This window comes from Novipirellula methanifontis, assembly GCF_052161655.1.
Classification (GTDB): Bacteria; Planctomycetota; Planctomycetia; order Pirellulales; family Pirellulaceae; genus Novipirellula.
This window is the reverse complement of record NZ_CP197418.1, coordinates 9102143-9124351: the sequence shown is the minus strand read 5'-3', so window position 1 is coordinate 9124351 and position 22209 is coordinate 9102143. Positions and strand designations below refer to the sequence as shown.

Annotated in this window: 20 protein-coding genes; 14 read left to right on the top strand and 6 right to left on the bottom strand. The window is 53.9% G+C overall.

What is annotated here, in order from left to right:
* Positions 1-189: 189 nt before the first annotated feature.
* The 4 genes from SH528x_RS32500 to SH528x_RS32485 all read right to left on the bottom strand — a co-directional run bounded on the left by SH528x_RS32500 (position 190) and on the right by SH528x_RS32485 (position 6758).
* Entirely contained in the window at positions 190-2865 is a 2676-nt protein-coding gene (locus tag SH528x_RS32500; protein ID WP_442507571.1) for a hypothetical protein, read from the bottom strand.
* A gap of 51 nt (positions 2866-2916) precedes the next feature.
* Entirely contained in the window at positions 2917-4353 is a 1437-nt protein-coding gene (locus tag SH528x_RS32495; RefSeq protein ID WP_442507570.1) for a DUF58 domain-containing protein, read from the bottom strand.
* Positions 4354-4569: 216 nt separating this feature from the next.
* Complete coding sequence (locus SH528x_RS32490; RefSeq protein ID WP_442507569.1) at positions 4570-5535, bottom strand: UbiA family prenyltransferase; 966 nt, start codon at positions 5533-5535, stop codon at positions 4570-4572.
* Positions 5536-5822: 287 nt separating this feature from the next.
* Entirely contained in the window at positions 5823-6758 is a 936-nt protein-coding gene (locus SH528x_RS32485; RefSeq protein WP_442507568.1) for a DUF4261 domain-containing protein, read from the bottom strand.
* A gap of 443 nt (positions 6759-7201) precedes the next feature.
* Between SH528x_RS32485 and SH528x_RS32480 the strand changes: the two genes are divergently transcribed.
* Genes SH528x_RS32480 through SH528x_RS32470 form a run of 3 tightly spaced genes read left to right on the top strand, consistent with a single transcriptional unit; the run spans position 7202 to position 9510 of the window.
* Positions 7202-7819, top strand: a complete 618-nt coding sequence (locus SH528x_RS32480) for a hypothetical protein (protein WP_442507567.1) — start codon at positions 7202-7204, stop codon at positions 7817-7819.
* Positions 7820-7877: 58 nt separating this feature from the next.
* Complete coding sequence (locus SH528x_RS32475) at positions 7878-9059, top strand: TadG family pilus assembly protein (protein WP_442507566.1); 1182 nt, start codon at positions 7878-7880, stop codon at positions 9057-9059.
* A 25-nt stretch (positions 9060-9084) separates the two neighbouring features.
* Positions 9085-9510: a TadE family protein gene (locus tag SH528x_RS32470; RefSeq protein WP_442507565.1), complete on the top strand. Its 426-nt coding sequence runs from the start codon at positions 9085-9087 to the stop codon at positions 9508-9510.
* Positions 9511-9526: 16 nt separating this feature from the next.
* On the opposite strand, the gene SH528x_RS32465 is transcribed toward SH528x_RS32470, so the two are convergent.
* Both SH528x_RS32465 and SH528x_RS32460 read right to left on the bottom strand, forming a co-directional pair.
* Complete coding sequence (locus SH528x_RS32465) at positions 9527-10249, bottom strand: ThuA domain-containing protein (RefSeq protein ID WP_442507564.1); 723 nt, start codon at positions 10247-10249, stop codon at positions 9527-9529.
* 155 nt (positions 10250-10404) lie between these two features.
* Positions 10405-11697: a DUF4912 domain-containing protein gene (locus tag SH528x_RS32460; protein ID WP_442507563.1), complete on the bottom strand. Its 1293-nt coding sequence runs from the start codon at positions 11695-11697 to the stop codon at positions 10405-10407.
* Positions 11698-13046: 1349 nt separating this feature from the next.
* Between SH528x_RS32460 and SH528x_RS32455 the strand changes: the two genes are divergently transcribed.
* The 11 genes from SH528x_RS32455 (at position 13047) to SH528x_RS32405 (ending at position 22059) form a co-directional block, all read left to right on the top strand.
* The gene (locus SH528x_RS32455; RefSeq protein ID WP_442507562.1) at positions 13047-13358 is read left to right on the top strand and encodes an AtpZ/AtpI family protein; all 312 of its coding nucleotides are present in this window, start codon (positions 13047-13049) and stop codon (positions 13356-13358) included.
* A gap of 137 nt (positions 13359-13495) precedes the next feature.
* On the top strand, positions 13496-14173 hold the full coding sequence (locus SH528x_RS32450) for a hypothetical protein (protein ID WP_442507561.1): 678 nt from the start codon (positions 13496-13498) through the stop codon (positions 14171-14173).
* 56 nt (positions 14174-14229) lie between these two features.
* Positions 14230-15243: a F0F1 ATP synthase subunit A gene (atpB, locus tag SH528x_RS32445; protein WP_442507560.1), complete on the top strand. Its 1014-nt coding sequence runs from the start codon at positions 14230-14232 to the stop codon at positions 15241-15243.
* A 124-nt stretch (positions 15244-15367) separates the two neighbouring features.
* Complete coding sequence (gene atpE / locus SH528x_RS32440) at positions 15368-15616, top strand: ATP synthase F0 subunit C (protein ID WP_442507559.1); 249 nt, start codon at positions 15368-15370, stop codon at positions 15614-15616.
* A gap of 26 nt (positions 15617-15642) precedes the next feature.
* Complete coding sequence (atpF, locus tag SH528x_RS32435) at positions 15643-16377, top strand: F0F1 ATP synthase subunit B (protein WP_442507558.1); 735 nt, start codon at positions 15643-15645, stop codon at positions 16375-16377.
* Positions 16378-16505: 128 nt separating this feature from the next.
* Positions 16506-17135 carry an ATP synthase F1 subunit delta gene (gene atpH / locus SH528x_RS32430; RefSeq protein WP_442507557.1) on the top strand — a complete coding sequence of 210 codons (630 nt, stop codon included), beginning with the start codon at positions 16506-16508 and terminating at the stop codon, positions 17133-17135.
* Between the two features lie 91 nt (positions 17136-17226).
* Complete coding sequence (gene atpA / locus SH528x_RS32425) at positions 17227-18750, top strand: F0F1 ATP synthase subunit alpha (protein ID WP_442507556.1); 1524 nt, start codon at positions 17227-17229, stop codon at positions 18748-18750.
* Positions 18751-18787: 37 nt separating this feature from the next.
* Positions 18788-19204, top strand: a complete 417-nt coding sequence (locus SH528x_RS32420; protein WP_442507555.1) for a DUF4870 domain-containing protein — start codon at positions 18788-18790, stop codon at positions 19202-19204.
* Positions 19205-19219: 15 nt separating this feature from the next.
* Positions 19220-20107 carry an ATP synthase F1 subunit gamma gene (gene atpG, locus SH528x_RS32415; protein WP_442507554.1) on the top strand — a complete coding sequence of 296 codons (888 nt, stop codon included), beginning with the start codon at positions 19220-19222 and terminating at the stop codon, positions 20105-20107.
* A 113-nt stretch (positions 20108-20220) separates the two neighbouring features.
* Positions 20221-21669, top strand: coding sequence for a F0F1 ATP synthase subunit beta (gene atpD, locus SH528x_RS32410; RefSeq protein ID WP_442507553.1), 1449 nt, complete (start codon positions 20221-20223; stop codon positions 21667-21669).
* A 3-nt stretch (positions 21670-21672) separates the two neighbouring features.
* Positions 21673-22059 (top strand): F0F1 ATP synthase subunit epsilon, encoded by a 387-nt coding sequence (locus tag SH528x_RS32405; protein ID WP_442507552.1) that lies wholly within the window; start codon positions 21673-21675, stop codon positions 22057-22059.
* Positions 22060-22209 lie beyond the last annotated feature (150 nt).

Here is a 22209-nt window from a genome sequence, read left to right as displayed (position 1 = left end):
GGATATCCGTTTTTTTGCAGTTGACAGAAACGCTGTCATGGACGAACCGACTTGTCGTCTTCGCCAAGATCAGCGTATCCCGGCATCACTTTGGTGCATCAGGACTCTGGCTTGCACGTTCAGCTGAACGCGTTGCTCGCAAAAATCACGTGGTCTACCGAGGATCACGCCGTTCCTGTTGGATCACTTTTAGCGGAGCAAGATGTAGAGGGCGTTGGGGGGCAGTTTTAGGCTTAGGCCGTCGGCGTTCTTCTGAATTAGCAGATTGGCGGTGGCGATTCCGTTGGCGTCTAGCGACGTCGCTTGGCTGAGCACGGAATTGGATACGACGACTTCGGCGGAGGTGTTTTCGATGTTCCAGGGACTACTGCCAAGATCGACAATTCGCTGAGACTTGCCCCCTTGGGCTGGCTCTGTCTTCCAGCCATGTGGCCGAGCGACAGTGCCTATTTGCAGCAACACCTGTTTGGATTCGGAGAGGTTCACGCCGTCCATCGAGACGGCGAATACGGTGGCGTAGTCGTTGTCGCAACGCAGCGTAAGCGTATCGAGTTTGATCGTTCCTGCGGCAGCCAGATTGCCGGTTGCTCCTTGTGCCTTGGCCGCGTTGAGCGTGCAGTAGCCGTCGCCGTAGTTCCAAGCTAATTCGCCCGTGATACTGCGGACGGTTTGTTTGTTAGTATCGATCAGCGACGAAATATCGGCAAGTTGCGTTTCGCCGTTGTCAAAAGCGACTTCCACCGGACCGGCAAGGTAGGCCAGCGAGGTGATCGTCCCTTGCCGGGCGTCTTCGGCGTTTGTCGATCTCAACTGCGTATCCCGATTCGGATCAAAGCCCGCTTCTTCGGGAAGCAGTGGTGGTTTGCGATTGAAAACATCACTCAAGTTGCGACTTTCGACCAAGGCCGGTTTGCCCTCTTGGATGTAGCCTTGGCGAAACATCATCGCTGCGGCGGGAAACATTCCGATTTGGGCCGGCGTGGAAAGTTGCCACTTCTCCATCGGCGGACCGAAGCCGATTTGGTCGGTGGCGAACCAGTAGAAAATATCGACTCCGGACATTGCACCATAAGCCGCCACCAAAAAGGGACCTTCGGTTTGATATCGCAGCGGCGGCACCCAGGCACTTTCCGAAACGATCATTGGATGACCACTGACTTGACGCAGCGCCAGCGGAAATGCCCAAGGTTGCAAGAGTGCCGAAGTTCCATCGAACAAGTCGCCTCGGCTGATCAAATATCCCGCGCGGTGATTGTCAGTTGGATTCGTGTGGCTGCCGCCAGTGTAGTAACGGTTCACCCCGATGACATCATTTGCAGAATATGCATAGCGTTCCGCGTCGAGCAGTTTGGCTTGATCAGCGGTCCGCCAATTTCCGGCGTTGATGAGCCCGTCGTAGCCAATCTCTTCTTTCAAGAATTTCGCGATCGAGAGATTGAAATCCCGCATTCGCTCGGTGTAGAAGGCTAATTGATCGGCCAAGCGTTTGGCCATCGCGCCGTTGTGGTCTTGCGTGAGTTGCCAAATTTGGTGAGGCATCACGATGCCATTGGCAAAGTCGTCGCCGTTACACCGAGCACTGCCTCCCCAGACGCGAACCGCGTTATCGAGCGAGCCGTGTTTGCTTTTTAGCCACCCAGCGAATTGTCGCCCCAATTCAACTCGCTGTTCGCCTTGGATTGCGTTTTCGGTCCAAAACAACAGGCTGTCTTCGTTCTGGATTTGAAAGATCGCCAGGGCCGGATCTTGGGCCAGCGGGATGCCGGTATGAGGATTGGGCGGTGTCAGCAATTGTTTGAGCCACTGCTTGAAGGCTGCTTGCAGCTTGGCATCAAAGAACAGTAGCCCCGTCAGATTTTCGCCCCCGGCATCTTTCAGGCCCCAGGCAGGATCCGGTTTCACGCTGACGGCCCAGTAAGGCGAAAGCGTGACGTAGATGCCTTGTTCTTTCATCGCGGCCACCAATCGCCACGCTGCCTCGATATCCTTGGTATTGGCATCGTCAAGTTTGGCACCCCGCTGGGGCGCAAGATGGCCATGATGGCGAACCATGTTGACGCCGCGTTTGGCGAGCCAGCGGGCATGTTCGCGGATCGCTGCGATGTCGTCACGGTTCTGGACGCTGGTGTTGACGGCCCAGAACCGGAGTGGTTCCCCGCCGCCATCAACAAACGATTCGCCGTCGGAGGATCTCGCAACTCTGCCTTTCGCACCCGCTGGTTTTTCGTTCATGCCGCTCAGGTCAAGTAGCGAGTCGGGCGAAAATGAATCACGTGCAGGCTCAAACGCCCAAGTGCCTGGATCTGCCAAACCGGTTTTCTCGCCCGGTCGCAGTTTGCCTTGAGGCAGAAACGGTTCGCGGCTGAGAACAAAACAGTCCAGCCCGCCATGCCGATTGTTGTCGCTTTCGAAACGGACCTCGAGCGTGTTTTTGCCTTTGGATAGCGAGACCGAATCGGCCTTGATCCAAGCGACATAACGGAGATCAGGTTTTCCATCGGCGGCAATGTTGACGCTCTGTTCGTGCTTTTGCAGTGCCACCTTCGTCCAAGTTCCGCCGTTGACACGCACCGAGATTGCCGAGGCGATTGGATTGGCACGCAGCCACAGTTCGTAGGGGCCCGCGGCAGACGCGTCAAACTCAAACCGAGCGACGGGCATGTCGCCATTGCCGAAATGAGAAAGCCAATCGTTACCTGACAATTCAGCCGTCTTGACCGAGTTGTACCAATTGTGGCCCCGCATCGTGCTGGCGACCGCGTCCTCGCCTTCGACCCAGATCATTTGGCTCTGCAGCGGCGTTGTCACCGCGAGTGCCATCACAACCAGCAACGCATAGGAACTCGGACGCAAGCAAGTGTGCATTGTTTCCACCGTTATCTAGGAAGAGGGCGTTCGATTGATTCCGAATGAACGCTACAGCAAATGTTTCGCTTTGATGTCGAGGTATTGATTCACCAGCGGAGCTGTCAATTCGTCGGGGAATGCGTCGACGCACAACACGCCGCGGTGTTCTAGGTCTTTGAGGACTTGGTGTCGCCACAGCAAGATGTCGGCGGCAGCGGCGGCACGATACATCTGCAGGTGATCGTCATTGGACGGAGCATCGGCGGCGTCGAACATCTCGCGGTCGCGAAGCAGGACGCCAAGCGGCAGATGTTGGCCATTGATATTTGACAAGTAATCGACAACGGCCCCTGCATTCACCTCGTCAATGACGTTGGTGGTCAACACGACCAGTGATCGACGTTTGCAGTGCGTCGAAAGATACAGGAACGCTTGGTCGTAGCGTGATTCGACCAAACGAGGGAATTGGTCAAAGCCTGCTTGAATCAAGCGATTCATCTGGCTGCTGCCGCCTCGTGGTGGAATGTAGGCGTGTATGGTATCAGAAAAGCAAAGCATTCCGACGGAGTCGCCTTGATGCAGCGCCACGTACGCCATCATCAGCACCGAGTTGAGGGCGTGATCCAACAACGAGTAGCCGTTTTGTTCATTGGTCATCATCCGCCCGCAATCCAACAGAAAGATCACTCGTTGGCTTTGATCACTCTGGAATTGTCGAACGGTCAATTTGTGGCGTCGTGCGGTGCTTCGCCAATCGATGTGCCGATAGTTATCGTCACGGCTGTAATCGCGAAGTCGTTCAAAGTCGCTGTCTTGACCGATTCGTCGTGTTCGCCGTACGCCTATCAAGCTCAAGCGGTTAGTTCGAGCAAGCAGTGCGTAGTCGGACAATTGTTTCATGTCTGGATAAACGTTCAGCCGGTCGTGTAGCTCGATTTGCCGATGGCGATTCCATAGTTTCAGCGGGCTAAAGAAACTCAGGTAAACGTACTCGAGCTCAAACGCGCCTCGTCGACCTGGCAGTAATTTGCGATGCGCCGTCATTCGCCCACGAGGCGGCAATCGCAGCGAGTGGTTGTCAGGAGTCGCGGTAAAGTGTTCGGGTAAATCGTCGCAAACCGCGCCGGTTAACGTCAGCAGCGTGCCGTTCTCGACCGTTAATTCGCTGGCCACCGGAACGCCGATGGAACACGTTCGCGGTAAACTGCGTGAGACCTGGATTCCATGATTGGTGGCAAGATAGATCAGCAAGAAATCGACAACCGCAAGCGTCAAGATGCTGCCGTCGATCATCCATACGGCGATGACCATCGAAGGGACAAACACGGTGACAAGGCTAGCGATGACCGAAATGCTCAGCAGGACGGCCCACCAACGCGTCGGGTAAATCTTGGCACGCCAAGACGCTACGATCAGCGGCAACGCAATCAGGCCGAGAAACAGCCAGGGGATTTGCGTCAGCCACTGAAACTCGTCTTTAGCAACTTGGGTGATTGCGTCGTTCACGAACGGACGGGCCTTGGTTCATGGTGTTCGAGGCGGGAATGAGAGCGTGGCTGCATTGTAGTCGATCGGGTTGCCGCGGGGGATCGGCACTAAGCAGTTAGGCAGGAGTCTTTCAGTATCTTGGCCGTTTTGGCGCTAGCCACGGTTCCGGCGCTGAACCGGGGCTATCGCCCAAACGGCTAACGGAATTTCACCCAATGATTCCTGCATACCTGCTTAGGTCACTCGGAACGCGGACGCCAATCCGATCGCGGGAATGACCAAAGCAAAGATGGCGAGCCCCCACACCGGGCCTGCGCCCAGCAATGCGACTGCGGCGGCCAACGGAATGATCGTCAGGATTCCCGAACGGATCGTCGATTGCACATTCTGCGGCGTGGCGTGGCGAACGCAGCGGATGCCGCGAAGGACGACGGGATAAGCAATCATCGCGATCAACAACGGAAAGGCAAACGGAGTGCGAATGAAGTTGGGAAAGCCCGCGGGAGCTTGCTGCGGTGCAAACGCCAATGCGAACAGTCCGATGACTAACAAGCTGAGCCCGACTTTCAAATTGGTATCGTTGCCACCGGCGGCTTCGTCGCGAGCCATCGTGGTGATTCCCGTGATGTAAATGCCAAACCCCAGTGCGATCGCAACCAGATGCAGCGGTATCAATGGGCCTTCGGCCTGGACCACGATCACGGGAGACGCGCCGAGCAAAAAACTGAGCACGCGGCAGGCTCCCATGGCGGCCGGAGCAAGCGGTGTTTTTTTCAGCGGTCCATCGTAGGCCACGATCATGACGGCAAGCACGATTGCGATCGCGGCGGGAAGCCTAGTGGTGGCGACGTTTTCGCTCGGCAGATACCCACTGAGTGATCCGAGGATGACTCCCAAAACCAGCAACGCCCAGCCGGCGGTACGAGCCGCTGCGAGCGAGATTCGTCCCGATGGTAGCGGGCGTTTCGCTCGTTCGGCGCGATCGCGCTGAATGTCAAAAACATCGTTCAGGATCATGCCCGCCCAGTACAGCGAGATCCCGGCTGCGAGCACACAGATCCACCGCGCGACGGGGGATGGCCCGTGCGCGGCTAGCAGGAACGCAGCCGAAACATCAGCGACGACGGTAAACACGTTCGGCAGCCGAACCAATTGGGCCCAGGCAAACAGGGTGCTGGTTTGTTGTGTTTCGGCGGTCAAAGAATCAATTCCCAATGGATAAGGTCTGTTCGTCTGCGGTTGGTTGCAGGTAAACGGATGATACCCCCAGAACCATCATCGGGACAGCGTGTGATGTACCGGCATGTAAACCGGACGAAGCTGCCCTGCCCTGCTCTCCCCTGCCCCTTTCTACTTTGGTGCTCGCGCAGACCGCGATTAGGTGATCGACGCAAGTTACCTCTCCCAAACGGCTAACAGAAGAACGCTGATGTCGTACTGAATCAGCAGTCTCGGCTGGGCGAATCAAGCAAGGCGTTGTCGCTGCGTTACTTTCGCAGCAGACTTTTGGGGATCGCTTCGCCATCGTCGGCGAACCAGCGAAGCACTCTTCGGCGAGGACCGTTCAGAGCACTCTCGCGAACACGTGCGACCCAAAGGATGTCGCCAGGGCCTTCGGAGGTCTCTCCGTCTTTGATGACATCGCCGTTCTGCAGCAAGTAAATGCCTACATCACGCAGAAAGTTTTCGACTTCCTCGGCATCGTAATCTTGCGGCCGAAAACAACCTTCCATATCGGGGATATCGAGTTGAACGTGCCCCACCGTGTCCATCACTGACCACTCCGGATCGAATTCATGGAAACGCATGTTGGCCCACAGCTCCACGGGCGGCAGCGAATGCTCGACCGAAAACTCGGCGCTCTCGGTCAGTACTTCCAGATCGCTGAGGACCTCGCCGCCTGGATTGAAGTAACAGATTGCTGCGGGAAGTTCCAGCAGCATGCCCACCACCTCGGTCATGAACGCCAGCTCATTGTAGGGATCGTAGTTTTTGGGCAGGTTCGGAGGTGTGCCTTTGCCATCGAGAACGTAGCTGCAGCGAATGCGAATAAACGCTTGGTGCAATTTTGTCGCGGTTCGCCCCGCTTCCCAGTTCCATGATTGTTGAGTCGAGCGGAGCAGGGATTCGGGGGCAGTGAACGGCCCGAGCTGGCCCTCTTGGTACGCTCTCGCGATCCGGCTCGGGTCCGCCGCGGTTGTCGGATCATCTGGCCAAAGTTGATCGACCACATCGATTACCACTTTTCCCTCGTCTTGGTCATCAATATCCAACTGGATCGACGGACCGCAGGTGAATACATCTTCGGCCGCAGGTTTCGGAGCCGAAGGTGAAAAGTCGGCAAGGACAGTGGCGACGGACTCGATGGAAACCGCCTCGCGCATTAGCACGACAAATGTTTGAGTGTAAAAGCCTTTGGTCATTCCCAAGCTCGGTGGATCGGAAGGATTCGATTGTGGAGCGGGGATTCTAGCAGAAGAGTTCGTGATTGGCCGTAGCCCATCCCTACGCGTGGGGGGCCTGCTTTTTCGGTTCGCTGTCGCCTATTTCAACGATGGCCGTCGGATCATCGTTACGACCGGCATAACCCCAGATTTCTTGTGGGGGGGCAGGGGCAAACTTGTTGGTTTTTTACAGAGTTTTCCGATTGCATTGGGGGAACTGACATAGGTTTCAAGAACCAACACATCCTTTCATTTTCATTGCTTGTCCTCTGCTTCATCGCCCCTTTGCGATGTCAGCCGAGCGGCAAATTGGGACGCAAAGCAAGGCGTTTTTGATCCAGTAATTGGCTGGCATTGAACATTGCAAATGATTGGTTGGGTTCTCTTCACTTCTCTTTTTCCTTTTCAGTTGGAGCGTAACGATGTCGCGTTTTGGGCAGTCCGTCATGGCAACGTTCCTGGCGTTCACGATGACTTCGTCGATCTATTGCCACGGGCAAGATGTGGCGATTTTTAAAATTGAAGAAGACTGGGAGATGGTGATCAATGAACCCGACGCCAACAATCACGCACCGCAAGTGACTTTTTTTACCACCCCGACGGATGATCAAAGTCGCTACTTTCAGTTGCAACTGAATCACGCCGTCGACGCAGAGTTTTCTGGAGGCGGCTTTCACGTCGCCGCAGTTGAGAATGACCATATTCTTGACGAAGCACGCAGCGAGACTCGGGCCGCTTTGTCTTCCGACGGAGACCATGTTCGCTGGACAAGCATCCTCGCATCGGTGAACGATCAGATGCTCTTTGCGATCAAGAATGGGCATGCAAGTCAGTGGGGGGACTTCGGAGGTCCTGACTTTCTAGTTCGGATGAACTCCGACGCTTCGATAGGGTTATCTCAATATCATCCACAGCACAGTTTGGATGCCGTTGACATAGGATTTGGGGCAAATCGAGTGGCGTCCATCACGCTGTTGGAAGTGCGTGTTTTTTATGTGGATGGAACCATGGTTCCGGTTCCGGTGAACCGGCAACCTTAGATTGGAATGTATTCGTCATCAAGTCTCTCAAATCACCAAGTCGTCAGGATATCGTCCAATGAAACTTCTGTATGTAAAACAAATGAGTCTGTTGAGTTCCGATGGAAATCACTCGTCAAATCGCCGCCGTATGCCAGCTCGTAAACGTCGTGGTGCGGCGGCCGTGTTCGGATTGATCTTAACCGTCAGTCTCGTGGCCTTGATGGCCGTCACGATTGATATGGGGCATATCCGCGTTGCCGAAGCCGAGTTGCAACGATCTGCTGACGCTTCGGCGATGGCCGCATGCTGGGAATTGTTTGACCAGCAGGTTTCAGGATCCTCCGAAAGTACGGTGCAAGCCAGTGCAAGGCAAGCCGCCAACAGCATCGCTAGTCTCAACTTTGTCGGACAACATGCCCCTGAATTTTCCTCCGATGATGTCGAGCTGGGAACCTACTCGCCCGATCAATCTTGGAGCACATCGGATCCGTCTACTTACAACGCCACGCGGGTGACGCTACGACTGCAATCGGGTGGCAACGGCGAGCTGCCGCTGTTTTTTGGCGACGTCACAGGGCGGCAAAGTCAATCGCTTCGCACCACGGCAACCGCCGCGATGTTCAGCACGATCTCGGGGTTCAACGAGCCCGAAACTCACGATGAAACGCTTGATATTCTACCGTTTGCACTCGATCTGCCGAGCTGGGTCGCGATGTGTGCGGGCCTGACGGACGATGATTTTGAGTTCGACAATGGGTCGGTGCATTCGGGTTCCGACGGGCTTTGCGAAACCAACCTTTATCCTCAGGGCACGGGTTCGCCCGGTAACCGCGGAACGGTGGACATCGGTGGCAGCAACAACAGCACCAAGGATTTGTCACGCCAAATTCTGCATGGGATTTCCAAGCAAGATTTCATCGACTTGGGTAAACCGCTCAAATTCGACTCCAATGGCGAACTAAAGCTCAACGGTGACACGGGGATCAGTGCTGGGGTCAAAGATGAACTAGCTTCGATCATTGGCAAAGTTCGCATCATCCCGATTTACACCACCGTTACTGGCAACGGAAATAACGCGATGTACACAATCGTGAAATTCGAAGGTGTGCGAATTTTGGAAGTCAAGCTAACCGGGAAAATGTCGGAGAAGCGAGTCATCGTCCAACCTGCGAAAGCAGTGGCGCGATACGCGATCGTGGATTCCACCCCAGTCAATCAAAGTTCGTATCTATTCACTCCCGTGATGTTGGTGCAGTAACACTTGTTCAAGAAAGCTACGGATCATGATTCACAAATCTAATCGACGAAAGAAAAAGGCTTCACGGCTGGCGGCATCCGCCGTCGAGTTTGCCTTGGTCGCACCGCTGATGATCGCCTTTACGTTTGGGTTGGTCGAACTCGGGCGAATGATGTTAGTCAAGCAAACCGCTACTCATGCGAGTCGCGAAGGGGCACGCGTCGCAATACGTCCGATGGCAACCACAAGCGAGGTCGTCGAGCGAGTGAACGACGAACTCGCCTTGATGGGGATTCAAAACGCAACGGTCGAAACCGTCCCGGCTTCAGTCGAAGCGACAACGCCCAGTGGAATCATCACCGTTCGTGTTGCGATCGACATTTCATCGATCACTTGGGTCCCAGGGTTTCTGAATCTGGACTCGCCCCAGATCGTTGCCGAGTCATCGATGCGTCGAGAGAGCACGAACTAAAGCAATCGCGAGAACATCACAGTTTTCCGGCTGCCCACAACGTACCTTTGACAATCGTGTCAAGATAAACCGCATCTTCAAACGTCTCGTTCGAGTGGCCGTAAGTGGTGCCAAAAACACGAGCCTTGCCGTAGGTGTTTGTCCAGAAAACTGGATGCGACTGCTCGGTCTTCTCACTTTTGCTGGTGGCCAACACGGTCATGTTAGGCCACTTCTTTTCGATCACGTATAGTTCGTCCATCGCTGTTTTGTGACCATCGGGATAACCGTTCATGATCGCATGATCTTGGGCGACGACGTTGACCGCGTAGTGGCTTTGGTGCTCATGTCGACGGCTGGTGACTCCCAAAAATTCTCGCCAATCATCGATCTTGGCGTCGCGGTAAGTGTGCATCGCACAGTGGATCACAACCGCATTGGTTCCGGCATGATGTGAACGAGTGATGCTGCGAATGTAGTCGGGGTTGGTGGTTGCAGCGAAGCATTCGTTGTGGATTACCACATCAAAGCCCTCGGCCCACTTGGGGTTTTTGTAGAGATCGATTTCGGCACTTGTGCCATTGCCGCCATCATTGACGACGGTCCAGTTCACGGCAGCGCCGCGATTCTTGAACGCCAATTGCATGGCCTTGGTTTGGAAGTCGTAATCGTGACAGCAACCACCGGTGATCAGCAGTACCCTGATGGAAGGTTTCGCGTCGGACTCGTCGGCGGCATTGCAAACGGGGGCAGCCATCATTTGAAGTGAGAGGCAGAGAGTCAGCAAAAGTGAAAAAGGTTTCAAGCGAGCGGCTCCAGGTGTGAGGAATGTGGGGACAAAAAAACAGGACGGATTAGAAAATCCGTCCTGTGAAGTGTAATTCAATTTGAAGATTGGCGGTGATTAACCGGTCACTAGAAGCGATCGTCGATTTCGACCGTTTCCATCACCTTGGTGTTTCGCTCTACCGCAATCACCGTTGTGCGTTGCCGCAATCCATCCCGACTTTCACAGGTGACCGGAAGGACTTGGCGTTTATCGGGCAATTGCATGCGAACGGTAAACGAACCGTCTTCTTGTAGTTTGACAGGCCGACCGGCGATGTTGACCGAGGCGTTTGGAGTTGTTTTTCCGAACACGATCAATTCCGCATCGACTTTGAACGGCAGCTTTGATTGACGAAGTAAGCTGGGGTCAGCCACGGTTTGTCCTTGTTCGCCTCGGCTTGGCATCGGGCGATGCAGCCGTTCTTCGAACACGTCTTTTAGATCGCCTGCGTCTTGTTCGTAGCCACCGCTGAGGGAATAAATACGCTCGTAATCTTCGGCGATATCACTCCAGTGCTCGTCGAGGCGTTCGCATTCGCCAGGACTCGGTGTCTCGACGACGTTGCTGCGACAGATCGTGTAGAATTCGCCGAAATCAGCCACGTATCCGATCACCACTCGGTAGCGAGATGGCGGCTCGTCGACATCGATGTACCAATTGTTGACGCCACCGTGAATCGGGATGTCCCGAGCCACGCTTTCGGCTTGGTTGCTTGCGGCATCGCCAACGGCCAAGACACGCAGAATTGGTTTTGCCGAATGCCAGCGTTCGGCCATAGCGGATTCAGCACGCTGAACGCTGGCTCGAGTGATTTCCCAAGTTGCCTGCAACCAGTAAGAATCACGTACTAACAACACCACTCGGTCTTGATGGGTTTCACCGTTTCGGGTTCGAGAGGAGCCATTGGTGACTGCGGAACCACCGACAAGCGTGCCTGTGGAAATGTCGCGATGGCGATCGAGCGTCTCGCGACGTCGACGCATTTGAGCACGAATGCGAGCGGTTTTTGCCGATACGCGTTCCTTCTGCTCTTTTTGGTCGAGTGCTTCAGCGCATCGCTGGGCGCTGACGGCGGCCGCGCGAGCACGGGCAGCTGCGATTTGAGCTCCCTTGCTGATCGGTGCCGACGCTTTGGCTTTGGACTTAGATGCGACGGGGCTTGCCACGCGTGGCGAAGTCGTCGTTTTCTTGGACGCCGCGTTTTTAGCCGCAGGTGCCTTCTGGGCATCCGCTTTCCGCCGCAGTTTGCGTTGAACCTTCGAGATTTCGGTTACGAGGTCGTCCTTTCGCATGCTATGCCAACCCGATACCCCGTATGTCTTAGCTAACTCAGCGAGTTCTCGTCGTGTTTGTGCCTTCAGGTCTGCCGTTTTAATCACCCTGCATCTCCAAGCTGTAAGCCCCGTCTGCATCAGGCAGGGCCAATTCGTAATTAATGTAGATCACGACTAGCGTTGTTCCACCCTGTGGTGGTTTGGCTGTCGACACCGTTCGTCCATCGCTTCCTATGCTGCTTCCGCTTCATCACGCATCTGATCCGCTTCGCGTCCCGGTCCACGATTCCTGTTCTTCGATCCAAAATCGCTCTCAAAGTTGATTGCCTTTATCCAAAATGCGTCTCAAATTGAGATTTGAATCCCGAGGGGAGCTGGTTTTACCATTGCTTGGCGTCTTGTTGCCTTTCAAATACCGAGTTTTCGGAGTGTTGTTAGTGGCGGTCGACGCCTGCCTATCCGGCAGCAATGGGACAATCATCCCCTGAAACATTATGGCAAGGGGATCCCGTCAGTTCTAGATGCGGACTGGTAAAAGAATCCGAATCGTTATCGGAAATTGCGTTTTCCCTAGCATTATTGGGAAAATAGGTTTTCAAAACGCTCTTGCGATATTTTGCCTATGTTTCGCAGTCGATTCAGTTTGCACGGTGGTAAGAGTGTCTTTTTCAGTCTTTCGCCCGAGATTTTTAATTGGGGGGGTGCTGTGACGTCCAATCTGCGGCGCGACAAGCTGGGTTTACAGATGCCAATCCGCGAATAAAGAGCAGCGATTGTCTCATTTTGAAACAGCGACCTCGTTCGACTGTCCAGCTTTTTCGTTTTTCCCGAATTCATGAGCCTATCCTGCTAAAACTTCGGCCTGTCGTGATTTTTAGTTGCGCCGGTTTTCTGCCACCTCTCCACTATCTTCGCACACTGCTGATTTAGTTAGCCGTTTTGGCGCTAGCCACGGTTTCGTCACCATCCAACCGCGGCTAGCGGGCTGTTGATTTAGTGAGCCATGACGCGTGAGCGGCCGGGTTCCTCGCATTACCCGGTGCCTTACGGCCCACGGCTCACCGCTGTGAATTGCATTTCGATTAAATCAACAGTCCGCTAGCGTTCAAACGGCTGACTTAGGAGCGGCGATGCCGTATTAGATCCGCAGTCTTCCCCGACTTCGTCGGTGGAGAGGTAACTTCAGTATTGCCCGGAAGAAAAAAGCGGGGCTTTGTCCGAAGTCCTGTCGTGGCAGGGGTTTGCTTGGTCCGACTTGCGATCAGCATGGGGGTGAGAATGAATGAGTGAATCGTGAAGTCAGTTTCGAGTTTTATTTTTAGGTGCGGCGATCCGTCGCTGCCTCTGGTGGTTCTCGATTTGCGAGTCACACTGTGCACGTCGAGTTAAAGCGGGTACGCAAAATGGGGACCCGTTAAACCGACCACGACAGCGTCTGTGAGAAGGTGGGGCCGATGCCAAATCCAGCGAAAAGCTCTTCCGATTCTAATGACCCGTCAGCTGACACGGATGGGATGACCGACAAGGTCGATGTCACGCCTGGACCTGTTGCAGAAGATGATGCAAATGGGGACGCAGTTTGGCTTCGATTTGTTGGTTTAGGGATGGAGCTCGCTGGGATTACCCTGCTGTTCGCCGGCGTCGGTTATTGGATCGACGCATGGCGAAATCATGATCAAATGTACGCCACCGCGCTGAGCACCATGGTTGGGTTTGGATTGGCTATGACACGGTTCATCGTCAAAGCATCCTCTCCTAAATCCTAGGTTCTGCTAAGTCCTAAGTAGTAGAACATTGGTCTGAAATGTCGAAAACCGGCCAGTCGGTGCAACCCAACGAAAACTGATGACCGTATATTGGGAGCGAAGTTGACTTCGCTTTTAAGTAAATTTTTGAAAAAGACGTGACGATCCTAACTTCATCCCGACGATCGCCAAGCCAGGACTGCGTTTCCGATTTATATCGGCGAGCGTTGGTTTGGGTTGGTGCCGCGTGGTTGATTGCCACGGTGGTCACCGTGGGTGTGGTGATGATTCAGGATGCCGATCGGAGCGAAGACACTTTGTTTGTCGCCGCCTTGAGTGGCGCGATTGCAGTGGTGTCGATGTTGCCTGGTTTGTGTCTGCGATGGGCCAGATCGATCGCCGCAAATTGGCGTCGTAATCATGACGCCGAAGTTGCGGTAACGGATCCAGCGATGGATCAGTTTGGAGATTTTGTACTGGCTTCCGGGATGGGGATGATCTTTCGGTTATTTGGGACGGTTGCACTGTTTTTGTTCTGCCGTTATCAATTGGCCGAATCCAAACAATGGGTGGCTGGTTTTACGATTGGTTGGTATGCCTATTTGACCACGGTCGAAGTCGGAGTGCTCGCTTACATGCGTAATCGAGTTGCCACGCGATCCAAGAATGGTACGTCTGACACGGATGTGAGTTTGTCAACAAAAACTTTGCCTGCCAGGGCAAGCGATGACCCTTTATCTTTAGTAGACTCTTCCGTGTTCATCTCCTCTTCGCTGCTACGTTTCAGCAATTCAGTTGCTCTGCACACACCATCTGTGGGTGTGTTGAAATCGTAAAGATTGTTGGTTGTATTCACTAAAATTAAATCTGTAGCTCAATAACGATTTACCTGATGCCATTGCTTGTTGCTTCTACCGACCATAGCCCGATAACGCATGTGCTGCCTCACCCGTTGCACGAGAATCCAATCGTGAGTGTGCCGGTTGGTGATGGCGACATTCCGGCGCTGCATGTTTTCGACGGGCGTTACGACTTTTTTATCACCAACCATCTGATGATGAGTTTGGTGGGTGCGGTGACGGTGTTGTTAGTCTTTGCCTACGTTGCAAGCCGTGTGCGTGCAAAGGGAGAAGGGCTCGAGGCCTTCAAAACACGCGGACGCGTTGCTCAGTTGTTCGAGACGATGTGCTCGTTCATTCGTGACGAAGTGGCTCGGCCGAACCTCGGTCACCTGACTGATAAATACATCTACTACATCTGGACCATCTTCTTTTTCATATTGTTCTGCAATGTGATTGGGTTGATTCCGATTGGCTATCTGTTGCAGTCGTTCACGGGCAACACTGCGTTTTCGCATTGGGGCGGAACGGCGACGGGGAACCTGTCGTTGAACGTGATTTTGGCACTGGGAAGCTTCATTGCGATCCTGTTCATCGGAATTCGCGAGACAGGAGCAAAGACATTCTTTTTGCACTTCAACCCGATCGGTTGGGACGATCCCAAGATGCTGTTAATCGGCATTCCGCTCTACGCTTTGGAGTGGATTGGATTGATTATTAAGTGTGTGGTACTTGCGATGCGGCTTTTTGGAACGATGATGGCGGGCCACTTGGTGATCGCCGCATTTGTTGGCCTCGTATTTACCGCCGCAGAGTTTTCACATGCACTTGGCTACGGTGTCGGTTTGTCCGTCATCGGCGGCGGCATTGTGCTGACTTTGCTTGAGTTGTTCATCTGCTTTTTGCAAGCGTTTATCTTTACCTTCTTGACGGTGCTTTTCATTGCGATGGTCGCAGTTCATCATGACGACCATCACGAAGAAGAGCATCCGTTTAGCGACGAAGGTCAGATGGACATTGACAAGTTGATTGATCCAAAACGACTGGGGCCTTTGGTACACGAATAGTGTGCCGGCGATCCCGCCTTGATTCACTGAATATTGTTTGACCCTTTAACCAAAAACTGTCCGCGTCCGAGTTCATGGACGCAGGCATTTCCCGTTCGAGAATTAGCTCAGGAGTTTATGAAAGATGTTTGATTTCGCGCTTGTTTTGGCCCAGGAAACTATTAACGTCGGCAAGATGGGTGTCGGTATCGGAATGGGCCTTGTTATCCTTGGCGCCGGCCTTGGTATTGGCCGCATCGGTAGTGCTGCTGTAGACGCAATCGCTCGCCAACCCGAAGCGAGCGGAACGATCAGCACCCAGATGCTGATCTCGGCTGCACTTATCGAAGGTGCAACTGTGATTGCATTGATTCTGATGTTGATCCTCGGCTAAATCCGCCTTTGGCAAAAGTTGAAACGATGGTTTTAAAATTGACTCGTTTGTCGGTACTGTGCTTCCTAGGGATGGCCACAATCTGTGTGTCGCCCGCTAGCAGCTATGCCGATGAAAAAGCGAAATCCGAAGTGGCGGTTGAGGCATCTGGATCTGATGATGCAACCGTTTTGGTCGCCGCTAAATCGGACGTTCTCGACGAGGAAGTCGTTGAGGGTGATCACGTTCATCCCGCAACGGCAGGCGGACACGACGACGCGAACACTCCGCCGTTGTTGTCGTTCGACATCGGTTCGGCGGTCTGTAACATCGCGATTTTTCTTGGTGTGTTTGCGATTTTGTCCAAGTTTGTCTGGCCTCCCATTCTCAGTGGGTTGAAAGCTCGCGAAGACAAGATCAATGGCGACCTCGAAAATGCCGAGCGTATTAACGCCGAGGCACGATCGTTGTTGAGTGACTATCAAACCAAGCTCGATGAAGCGGCAAACAAGGTGCAAGGCATGTTGGCCGAAGCACGTCGTGATGCCGAGACCAACGGTCAGCGAATCGTCGCGGATGCAAAGGCGGAAGCCGAGCGGACGCGTGATCGTGCGATCGCGGATATCGAGACTGCAAAGAAAGTTGCTTTGGCCGATTTGGCTGGTCAGACTTCGGACATGGCGATGCAGGTTGCCAAGTCGGTAGTGGGCCGCGAACTTCGTCCGGAAGACCATGCCGATTTGATCCGTCAATCGCTTGATCGACTTCCTAGTAATAACTAATGGATGGCTCGCGGTAAGGGCACCTGTTCTTGCCGCTTGCTTGTGAAACCAGGACCACCAAGGTGGCTCGGTTTATTTAAAAGATTATTCCGTCCTTTCAACGCGTTTCCATCACGCCCTGACCACCCATGACCGAAGCTGCCAAACACGACACCGTTCTCGATACCGGCGCCGAGCAATTGGGCACGACTTACGCGCGAGCTCTGATCGCTGCGGCGCAAAACGAAGGTGTCGCGGACCAGGTCGTCCAGCAGTTGGGCATGATGGTCGACGAGTATCTTTCACAAAGCCCTCAGCTTGCTGCATCGTTCGCTTCGCCGCGAATTGATGCCGAAGAAAAGTGCCGAGTGCTTGATCGAATTTTTGGTGATGAATTTCATCCGATCTTGATCAAGTTTTTGAAAGTGATGGCGAGTCGTGATCGCTTGGGTTACGTCGCTGCCGTTCGTCGTGCCTCGGAAGCTCAGTTGGATGAAAAGCTCGGTCGTTTAGTGGCCACGGTGCGAACCGCGGTCCCTCTTGACGATTCGAGTCGCGGCCAGATTGCCGAACGACTTTCCACGCTGCTTCATCGCGAAGTTCGCTTGAAAGAAACGGTTGATACCGACTTGATCGGCGGGATGGTCATTCGCATCGGCGATACGGTTTACGACAGCAGTGTGGTCAACCGAATCGACAAAATGCAAAAGAAGGCCAAGGCTGGGTTCTCGAGTCAATTGCTAAAGCGATTCGACGAATTCGTGCAGGACAAGACTTGATTTCAACATCGCCTGTGACTCGTGCATGGGCCGATCCTTTAGTATAAAAAATTCCAATTCAAACGCCCCTATCGATTGATTAGCGTTACCCATGAAATTTAGTAGCGATGAAATCGCATCGGTCTTGCAACAAGAGATCGAGCAATTCGACAGTAAGATTGATGTTCGTGAAGTCGGCACCGTGTTGGAGGTGGGCGACGGTATCGCTCGCGTCTACGGTTTGTCGGGTGTCATGGCCGGTGAAATGGTCGAGTTCCCCAACGGTGCGATCGGGCTAGCGTTCAACCTCGAAGAAAACTCCGTCGGGGTCATCATCCTTGGTGACTACTTGACGATCGAAGAAGGCGACGAGGTCAAAGCACTCGGCACGCTGTTGTCTGTGCCTGCAGGCGACGCCGTAATGGGCCGCGTGCTCGATCCATTGGGTAACCCACTGGACGGCAAAGGCCCCGTACAAACCGATATCACTCGTCCCGTGGAAATCATCGCGACGGGCGTTTCGGAACGTCAACCGGTAACCGAGCCGATGCAGACCGGTGTCAAAGCGATCGACGCGATGACTCCAATCGGTCGTGGTCAACGTGAGTTGATCATTGGTGACCGTAAAACCGGAAAGACTGCAATCGCGATCGACGCGATCATCAACCAAAAAGGCAAAGGCGTGATGTGTTTCTACATCGCGGTTGGCCAAAAGGACTCGGCGGTTGCAGCCATCGTCGAAGTGCTGCAGCAAAAAGGTGCGATGGAATACACCTGCGTGATCGCTTCGGGTGCTAGCTCCCCTGCCCCGCTTCAATACATCGCTCCGTACGCCGGAACCGCGATGGCCGAGCACTTTATGTTCAACGGCGGCCATGCCCTTGTTGTTTATGATGACTTGAGCAAGCAAGCCACGGCCTATCGCCAAATGAGTTTGTTGATGCGTCGCCCACCAGGCCGCGAAGCTTACCCTGGGGACGTTTTCTACTGTCACAGTCGTCTGCTGGAGCGTTCGGCGAAATTGTCGGATGAACTTGGTGGCGGTTCGATCACCAGTTTGCCAATCATCGAAACGCTCGAAGGCGAAGTATCCGCATACATCCCGACGAACGTGATTTCGATCACCGACGGTCAAATTTACCTGCAACCCGACTTGTTCTTCGCCGGGATTCGTCCTGCGATGAACGCCGGTATCTCGGTTTCTCGCGTGGGTGGAGCCGCTCAGATCAAGGCAATGAAAAAAGTTGCCGGTGGTTTGCGCCTCGACTTGGCAGCGTTTCGTGCCTTGGAAGCATTCGCCCAACTCGGTACGGACCTGGACGCCGACACGCAAAGCCAATTGGATCGCGGATATCGCATGGTCGAGCTGCTCAAGCAGCCTCAATACCAACCGATGTCGGTGACCGAGCAAGTTTTGAGTTTGTTCGCAGGAACCCGCGGTCATTTGGACGATGTACCGATCAAGTCGGTCCCTCAGTGGGAAAAGGATTTCATCCAATTTGTCCACGATAAGCACGGCAAACTGCTTAGCGATTTGGAGTCAAAGGGTGACCTGACCGACGAGATCACTGAATCGATCGTTTCCGTCATCAAAGATTTCAAATCCGGCTACAAGCCAGTAGTAGTGGAACTGTAGTGCCTCTGCATTCGGCGGCCGGAGAAAGGTAAGTTTTATGAACAACCCATTTCAGCCGCCCGAATCGAGTCACGAACAACCACCGATCGAACCACCCGATTTCACCCCCACCAACGAAGACCGAAATTTAGCGTTGATTGCACATCTATCCGGATGTGCCGGGATTTTAGCGGGCGGTTTGTTAGGGTTCATCGGCCCTTTGATTATTTACTTAACCCAGAAAGACAAGTCACCGTTTGCGGAGTCGCAAGCCAAAGAAGCACTCAATTTTCAGATCACGTTGCTGATTTTGAGTGTGGTTTGTGGCGTCCTATTCGTCGCCAGTTGTGGTGCCCTATTTCCGATTGTGTTTGTGCCGATGGTGCTGCAAATCGTTTTCGGAATTATTGCCGCCTTGGCCGTACGCGACGGTCGACCTTACCAATATCCGTTTAACCTCCGTTTGTTCCAGTAACGATCGCCTCATCTTATGGCCAACGCACGAGCACTCGATAAACGACGCAAGTCGATTCGCAATATTCGCAAAATCACGCGAACGATGGAGTTGATTGCGACCGCGCGTTACAAGAAGGCAATGGATCGTGCCCAGGCTGCGACCGCCTATACCGATCAAATTACCAAGATCGTCAAACGGTTGGCTGCGGCCGGTTTGGATGTTAAACACCCACTGCTCGAACCTCGCGACAACCCCGACAAAGCTCGCGTATTGGTGTTGGCGAGCAACCGCGGTTTGTGTGGCGGTTACAACGGCAACGTCCTGCGAACTGCGATGCCACGCATTCGTGAACTTCGCGACACGATCGACGAAGTCGCAGTGGATGCTAGCGGCAAACGAGGCGTGAACGGTTTGAAGTTCCGCAAGACGATTGTCGACAATGCTTACTTGGGATTTGAAGATCAACCGGCTTATGACGAAGTCGAAAAGATCGCCGAGAAGTATCTAACCGAATATGTCACCGGCAAGATTGACCGCTTGGATGTGGTTTACACCAAATTCATCAGCACCAGTCGCCAAATTGCCACGATTGAAACGCTGCTGCCACTGGGTTCCTTGAGTGACGAGGAAGCCGCAGCAAGTGACGACGATGAAAAGTCAGTCGAATTCGAATTCTTGCCATCCGCCGAAAGCATTTTAGAAGAAGTCGTGCCGACAAGCTTCAAAGTGCGTTTGTTCAAGTGTTTCCTCGACGCGGCCGTCAGCGAGCAGGTTGCTCGGATGATCGCGATGAAGGGTGCGACCGAGAATGCAGGCGACATGATCAAGCAGCTTTCGATGACGTACAACCGAGCACGTCAGAGCCAGATTACTGGCGAAATTATGGAAATCATCGGCGGCGTCGAAGCACTCGCCAAATAAGTCAAAACAAATCGCACCGGCGTCCGCGCAGGTGCAAACGGGTCCATACGCAGAGGCTAGCAGTGCTAGCCAATCCAAAACATCAACTTCCTCTCGATACCTAAAAACAAGCTATGTCCACCGCAATCGAACAAGGCGCCGTTGGTAAAGTCACGCAAGTCATTGGTTCTACCTTTGATGCGGAGTTCCCTGAGAAAAAGCTTCCTAAGATCTACAACGCTGTGGAGATCAAAAGCGAGCACAAAGGGGTCACGATCAACTTGGTCGGCGAAGTCCAACAGCACCTCGGTGGCGGACGCGTTCGCGCGATCGCTCTGGGCAGTACCGACGGTATGATGCGAGGCATGGAGGTGCTCGACTTGGGCCGTCCCGTGACCGTTCCCGTCGGTGTCAAAACCCTAGGCCGCGTGTTCAACGTGCTTGGCCAACCCATCGATAACCGTGGTGAAGTCGAAGCCGAAGATTACTGGCCGATTCACCGCCAAGCTCCTCCGATTTCCGAGCTGTCGACGAACACCGAAGTATTCGAAACCGGCATCAAGGTGATCGACCTGCTGACCCCGTTCGTGCGTGGTGGTAAGGCAGGTTTGTTCGGGGGGGCGGGGCTAGGTAAGACCGTTATTTTGACTGAGTTGATCGCTCGTATCGCAAGTAGCCACGGCGGTTACTCGGTATTCGCCGGTGTGGGTGAGCGAACTCGCGAAGGAACCGACCTTTGGTTGGAAATGCAAGAAGCGGAAATCGGCGAAACCGGCCGTAAAGTTATCGAGCAAACGTGCATGGTGTTCGGCCAGATGAACGAGCCACCAGGTTCGCGTCTTCGCGTTGCCTTGTCCGCACTGACGATGGCTGAGTTCTTCCGCGATTCGACCGGAGCGGACACGCTACTATTCGTCGACAACATCTTCCGCTTCTCGCAAGCCGGTTCGGAAGTATCGGCGTTGCTTGGACGTATGCCTTCGGCTGTGGGTTACCAACCGACGCTGGCGACCGAAATGGGTGCGTTGCAAGAGCGGATTACATCGACCAAGAAGGGAGCGATCACCTCGGTTCAAGCCGTTTACGTTCCTGCGGATGACCCGACTGACCCTGCACCAGCAACGGCGTTCGGCCAGTTGGACGCGTTCATCTACCTCGAGCGATCGATTTCGGAAAAGGGCATTTACCCTGCGATCGACCCGTTGGCATCGAACTCGCGTATTTTGGATCCACAATACGTTGGCGATCGTCACTACGCGATTGCTCGCCGCGTGCAAACGATTCTGCAACGATACCGCGAACTTCAAGACATCATTGCGATTCTGGGTGTCGATGAGTTGAGCGAAAGCGACAAGATGATCGTGCATCGTGCTCGTCGTATCGAGCGATTCTTGTCGCAACCGTTCCTCGTGGCCGAAGTCTTCACCGGCAAGAAGGGTGAGATCACCTCACTCGAAGACACAATCCGCAGCTTCGAAGGAATTTGTAACGGTGATTACGATCACTTGCCCGAGCGAGCGTTCATGTACGTCGGTGCGATCGAGCAAGCCGAAGCTCAGGCTAAGAAGATGGAGAACAAGTAAACGATGGCCATTCGATGTATTGTCGTCACGCCTGAGCGTACGGAGTTTGACCGCGAGGCCGACTTTGTCGCGTTACCGATGGCCGATGGCGAGTTAGGTATCCTGACGGGCCGCGCGCCGATGATCGGGCGACTTGGGTTCGGTACGCTGCGGTTGCAAACTGCCGCCGGTCCCGAGCGTTATTTCATCGACGGTGGGTTCGCCCAAGTCGAAGGCGATGTGGTCAGTATTTTGACCGCACGTGCAACACCCGTCGATTTGCTCGATAGTGATAAGGCGAGAACAACGCTAAACGAAGCGTTGGAAATGCCTTCGGCTACGGTTCAAGAAGCCGATATCAAAGACACGGCCGTTCGCCGAGCTCGCGGTTTGCTGCGAGCCTCGCGGTAGGTTTTGAGTTGCGTACTCGCAACCGTAGCGAAAGTCGCCAAGACTTTCGGGGCGTGAGTACGACAGTCTTTCTGTAGCGAAAGTCGCCAAGACTTTCGGCCGGACAAATCAGTTTTTCAAAGTAGCGTGACTCTCTGAGTCGTGTTACTG